At 69.0% G+C, this 5,010-nt stretch carries 6 protein-coding genes; 3 read left to right on the forward strand and 3 right to left on the reverse strand.

The window, feature by feature from the left end; translation table 11 throughout:
• On the forward strand, positions 1-1,013 hold a 1,013-nt coding region (locus JYJ84_RS28120), incomplete at its 5' end, for a class I adenylate-forming enzyme family protein (protein WP_205189732.1).
• Positions 1,014-1,061: 48 nt separating this feature from the next.
• Here JYJ84_RS28120 and xerD read toward each other — a convergent pair.
• The 3 genes from xerD to queG form a co-directional block, all read right to left on the reverse strand.
• A complete protein-coding gene (gene xerD, locus JYJ84_RS28125; RefSeq protein WP_122946121.1) occupies positions 1,062-2,012 on the reverse strand; it encodes a site-specific tyrosine recombinase XerD in 951 nt (316 codons plus the stop codon).
• On the reverse strand, positions 2,012-2,479 hold the full coding sequence (locus tag JYJ84_RS28130) for a methylated-DNA--[protein]-cysteine S-methyltransferase (protein ID WP_122946122.1): 468 nt from the start codon (positions 2,477-2,479) through the stop codon (positions 2,012-2,014). Before JYJ84_RS28130 ends, xerD begins: the two co-directional genes overlap by 1 nt.
• Positions 2,480-2,543: 64 nt before the next feature.
• The gene (queG, locus tag JYJ84_RS28135) at positions 2,544-3,779 is read right to left on the reverse strand and encodes a tRNA epoxyqueuosine(34) reductase QueG (protein ID WP_175223427.1); all 1,236 of its coding nucleotides are present in this window, start codon (positions 3,777-3,779) and stop codon (positions 2,544-2,546) included.
• A 17-nt stretch (positions 3,780-3,796) separates the two neighbouring features.
• Between queG and tsaE the strand changes: the two genes are divergently transcribed.
• Positions 3,797-4,351, forward strand: a complete 555-nt coding sequence (gene tsaE / locus JYJ84_RS28140; RefSeq protein WP_175223426.1) for a tRNA (adenosine(37)-N6)-threonylcarbamoyltransferase complex ATPase subunit type 1 TsaE — start codon at positions 3,797-3,799, stop codon at positions 4,349-4,351.
• The coding region (locus JYJ84_RS28145; protein ID WP_205189734.1) for an AMIN domain-containing protein at positions 4,333-5,010 on the forward strand (678 nt) is incomplete at its 3' end. The genes tsaE and JYJ84_RS28145, both read left to right, overlap by 19 nt.

The following is a 5,010-nucleotide window of genomic DNA, read 5'->3' on the forward strand; positions in this document are numbered from 1 at the left end:
GCACGACCGGCACGCCGAAAGGCGTGATGCTGTCGCATCGCAACCTGCTGTTCATCGCGGCGACATCGAGCACGCTGCGTCGCGTGTCGCCCGACGACGTCGTCTACACGGTGCTGCCCGTGTCGCACGTGTACGGGCTCGCGTCGGTCTGCCTCGGCAGCCTGTACGCGGGCGCGACGCTGCGGCTCGTCCCGCGCTTCTCGCCGGAAGCCGTGCGCGTCGCCCTCGCCGACGAAGGCGTCACGATCTTCCAGGGCGTGCCCGCGATGCACGCGAAGCTGCTCGAACACCTGCACACGCACGGCCACGCATGGCGCGCACCGCGCCTGCGCTTCGCGTATTCGGGCGGCTCGCCGCTCGACGCGAACCTGAAGGCACGCGTCGAGCGCCTGTACGGCGTGCCGCTGCACAACGGCTACGGGATGACCGAAAGCAGCCCGACGATCACGCAGACGCCGCTCGACGCGCCACGCACCGACAGCTCGGTCGGCGTGCCGATTCCCGGGGTGGAGATGCGGATCGTCGCGCCGGACGGCACCGACGTGCCACCGGGTGAAGTCGGCGAGATCCGTGTGCGTGGGCCGAACGTGATGCTCGGCTACTACCGCAACGCAGATGCCACGCGCGCGGCCGTGTCGCCGGACGGCTGGCTGAGCACCGGCGATCTCGCGCGGCAGGAGGCGGACGGCGCGGTCACGATCGCGGGCCGCAGCAAGGAGCTGATCATCCGGTCGGGCTTCAACGTCTATCCGGTCGAAGTCGAGCAGGTGCTGAACGCGCATCCGGACGTCGTGCAGGCGGCCGTCATCGGCCGCGCGGTCGAAGGCAACGAGGAAGTGCTCGCGTTCGTCGAACTGGTGCCCGGTGCGACGGCGGACGAAGCGGCGTTGCACGCATGGTGTGCGGAACGGCTCGCGCCTTACAAACGCCCCGCGCACCTGCGCGTGCTCGACGCGCTGCCGGCCGCGTCGACGGGCAAGGTGCTGAAACACAAGCTGCGCGAGCTGGTCTGAGGCAGGCGGGCCGGCGCGCCCGCCAGCGCCCGCGCCGCGAAACGTGCGCTAACCGCGCGGGTGGTGTTCCGCGTGCAGCGTCTTCAGCCGCTCGCGCGCGACGTGCGTATAGATCTGCGTGGTCGAGATGTCGCTGTGGCCGAGCAGCAACTGCACGACGCGCAGGTCGGCGCCGTGGTTCAGCAGGTGGGTCGCAAACGCATGCCGCAGCGTGTGCGGCGACAGGTGCGCGCGCACGTCCGCGTGCTGCGCGTGGCGCTTGATGATGTTCCAGAACTGCTGGCGCGTCATCCCGTCGCCGCGTGCGGTCACGAACAGCGCGTCGGCCGCGCGCGCGCCGAGCAGCGCCGGCCGCGCATTGCGCAGATAGCGCTCGATCCAGCCGTGCGCGACTTCGCCGAACGGCACGAGCCGCTCCTTCGAGCCCTTGCCCATCACGCGCACGACGCCCTCGTTGAGCCCGACCTCGACGGTCTTCAGCATCACGAGCTCGCTCACGCGCAGCCCGCTCGCATACATCAGCTCGAGCATCGTGCGATCGCGCAGGCCGAGCGGCGTGTCGATGTCGGGCGCGCCGAGCAACGCCTCGACCTGCGCCTCCGACAACGTCGACGGAAACCGGGCGGCCTGTTTCGCGGACGTGATCCGCAACGTCGGGTCGGCGCTCGCGCGATGCTCGCGCACGGCCCAGCCGTAATAGCGCCGGAACACGGACAACCGCCGGTTCGACGACGTCGCCTTGCCGTCGCTGCGCGCGGCGATGTAGCCCGTCACCATCGTTTCGTCGACCGAATCGAGCGGCGTGTCGTGCGTCTCAGCCAGCCATTGGGAAAACAGCACCAGATCGCGCCGGTACGCGTCGAGCGTGTTGCGCGCGAGCCCGTGCTCGAGCCACAGCGCATCGCAAAACACGTCGATCGACGCTCGGCTCGCCAGCAGCGCAGGGGACGCCGCGGCAGCATCGCCGTCGGCTTCGGGGGAAATCAGCGGTTCACTCATCAGTACGGCACGCCCTCGTGCGCCAGCAGCCAGCGCTTCACTTTCTGGTAATAGCCGTTGTCGTCGTGGTTCGCGAAGCCGCCGAGGCCGCCCGCCGCGACGACGCGATGGCACGGGATCACGAGCGGGAAGTAGTTCGCGCCGCACGCCTGGCCGACCGCGCGCGGCGCGCTGCCGATCCGCTTCGCGACCTGGCCGTAGGTCAGCACCGTGCCGGGCGGGATATCGCTGATCACGTCCCACACGCGATGCTGGAACGCGCTGCCGACTTCGGCGAGCGGCAGGTCGAAGCGCGCCGACGCGCGCTCGAAATAACGTTCGATCTGCTTGACCGCGCGCGTCGCGAGCGGCGAATCCGGCTCGACCGACTTCACCGATTCGGGCAGGTAGACGATCTCGCGCACCACCGCGGCGTCCGTGCGGATGCCGACCTTGCCGAACGGTGCGTCGATGACTGCATTGAACATGGCCCTCTCCTGACCGATGGATGCGCGCGGCACCGCCGCGCGCCGACGACACTTTACGCCGCCTTCACGCGGCCCGCAGCGCCCATTCCACATGCTCGCGCACGACCGGCGACGGATCATCGGCCCGCGCGCGCAACGCGGCGACGATCGCGTCGCGCGCGGGCGGCGTGAGCCGGCCCGGGTCCGCGCGCAGCGCATTGCCGAGCCCGACCGCGAGATTGCGCAGCCAGCTTTCGTAGCCGATGCGCCGGATCGCACTGCCCTGCATCCGCGTATCGAACGTGTCCGCATCCCACGCAAACAGCTCGACGAGCGTCGCGCGATCGAGGCCGTGCCGCACGTCGAAATCGGCGACGGGCGCGGCCTGCGCGAACTTGTTCCACGGGCACACGAGCTGGCAATCGTCGCAGCCGTACACGCGATTGCCGATCATCGGCCGCAGCGGTTCGGGGATGCTGCCTTTCAGTTCGATCGTCAGGTACGAGATGCAGCGGCGCGCGTCGACGCGGTACGGCTCGACGATCGCGCCGGTCGGGCACGCGCCGATGCAGCGCGTGCAGCTGCCGCAGTGTGCGCCAGGTGTCTCGGGCGCGGTGTCGGGCGACGTGTGCGCGTCGGCCGGCAGCGGAACGTCGACGTAGATCTCGCCGAGGAAGAACAGCGAGCCCGCATCACGCTGCAGCAGCAGTGTGTGCTTGCCGCGCCAGCCGACGCCGGCCTTCTGCGCAAGCTCGACCTCGAGCACGGGCGCCGAATCGGTGAACACGCGGTAGCCGAACGCGCCGATCTCTTGCTCGATACGCTCGGCGAGCGTCTGCAGCCGGTTGCGCAGCACCTTGTGATAGTCGCGGCCGCGGGCGTAGATCGACACGACGGCTGCCTGCGGATCGTCGAGCCGGGCCCGCTCACGCGCGCGCCAGTCATGCGGCACCAGCGCGCCGGCGGGCTCGCCCGGTGCGTCGCCGGCGAGCGTTTCGGCCGGCAAATAGGCGAGCCGCACGGAAATCACGCGTCGCGTACCGGCCACAAGTTCGGCCGGACGCGCGCGTTTCATCCCATGTTTCGCCATATAATCCATTTCGCCGTGGTATCCGGCTTCCAGCCAGGCGGCGAGGCCTGCTTCGGCATCCGAGAGATCGGTATCGCTGATGCCGATCGCCCCGAAACCCAATTCGCGCCCCCACGCCCTGATGCGCGCGGCGAGCGCAGTCAACGCCGCATCGTCGAGCGCGCACGATGCCGCGCCTTCGTCACGAGTCGAAGGCCTGTCGGATGCGGCGAGTTCCGGTAATCGGTTCATCGCACTATTTTACGAGAATGTCAGCCACGTCCAGCCACCCGCCTCATGCCGTCAGTTTGCCCGCCCCGCTCGAGCAGCGCGTGATCGCGCTCGCCGACGAAGCGGCGACCGAGGCTTTCGGCACCCGCTTCGCGCACGCGCTCGACGCGGCACGCGTCGAACTCGCCCGCGCGCATGCGTTCGACGGGCTGCAGATCCAGCTGGTCGGCGATCTCGGCGCGGGCAAGACGTCCCTCGTACGCGCGATCCTGCGGGGCCTCGGCCACACGGGTCGCGTGCGCAGTCCGACCTATACGCTCGTCGAGCCGTACGCACTCGAACGCAACGATGGGGAACTCGAGGTCTATCACTTCGATCTGTATCGTTTCAACGATCCGGCCGAATGGTCCGACGCAGGCTTTCGCGAATATTTCAATTCCAGCGCGATCTGCCTCGTCGAATGGCCACAACAGGCGGGTACGCTGCTCGGCGTACCCGATCTGGTTTTCTCGCTCGACGTGGATGGCGACGGCCGCGCCCTCACCGTCCGGGCGTACAGCGCTTCAGGAAAGGCATGTCTCGAAAGATGTTGATCAAACCGTTCCGCTCGATCGAATCGGCGGCTACCGCGACGCACAACTGGCGGCGCCGTCAGATCCTGTGCGCGGGCGCGTCGACGCTGGTGCTCGGTCTCGTCGCGCCGCGGCTCGCGCACGCATCGTCGGTGCTCGGCGTGCGTGTGTGGCCCGCACGCGATTACACGCGCGTCACGATCGAATCCGACCAGCCGCTGCAGAATACCCAACAGCTGCTGCAGGGTCCCGACCGCCTCGTCGTCGACCTGACCGGCCTCGATCTCGACCAGGCGCTGCGCGACCTCGTGTCGAAGATCGCGCCGAACGATCCGCAGATCCAGTCGGTGCGCGTCGGCCAGTATCAGCCGCACGTCGTGCGGATGGTGTTCGACCTGAAAGGTTCGGTGAAACCGCAGGTGTTCACGCTGCCGCCGGTCGGCGCCTACAAGTACCGGCTCGTGTTCGATCTGTATCCGGCCGTCGCGCCCGATCCGCTGACCGACCTGATCGCGCAGACGGAACGCAAGGAACAGGCGCTCAACGACACCGCGCGCGCACAGCAGATGCAGCCGCCGACCGCGCTGGCCGGCCCGGGCACGCCCCCGCCGCCACCCGCCACCGGCGACAACAGCGATGCGATCTTCCAGCGCTACGCGCAGAACACACCGGCGCCGCCG

The organism is Burkholderia sp. LMG 13014 (genome assembly GCF_905232215.1).
GTDB lineage: Bacteria > Pseudomonadota > Gammaproteobacteria > Burkholderiales > Burkholderiaceae > Burkholderia.

Coding starts and splice junctions, on each gene's coding strand:
- xerD (WP_122946121.1), bottom strand. CDS start 2,012: ATGAGTGAACCGCTGATTTCCCCCGAAGCCGACGGCGATGCTGCCGCG.
- JYJ84_RS28130 (WP_122946122.1), bottom strand. CDS start 2,479: ATGTTCAATGCAGTCATCGACGCACCGTTCGGCAAGGTCGGCATCCGC.
- queG (WP_175223427.1), bottom strand. CDS start 3,779: ATGAACCGATTACCGGAACTCGCCGCATCCGACAGGCCTTCGACTCGT.
- tsaE (WP_175223426.1), top strand. CDS start 3,797: ATGTCAGCCACGTCCAGCCACCCGCCTCATGCCGTCAGTTTGCCCGCC.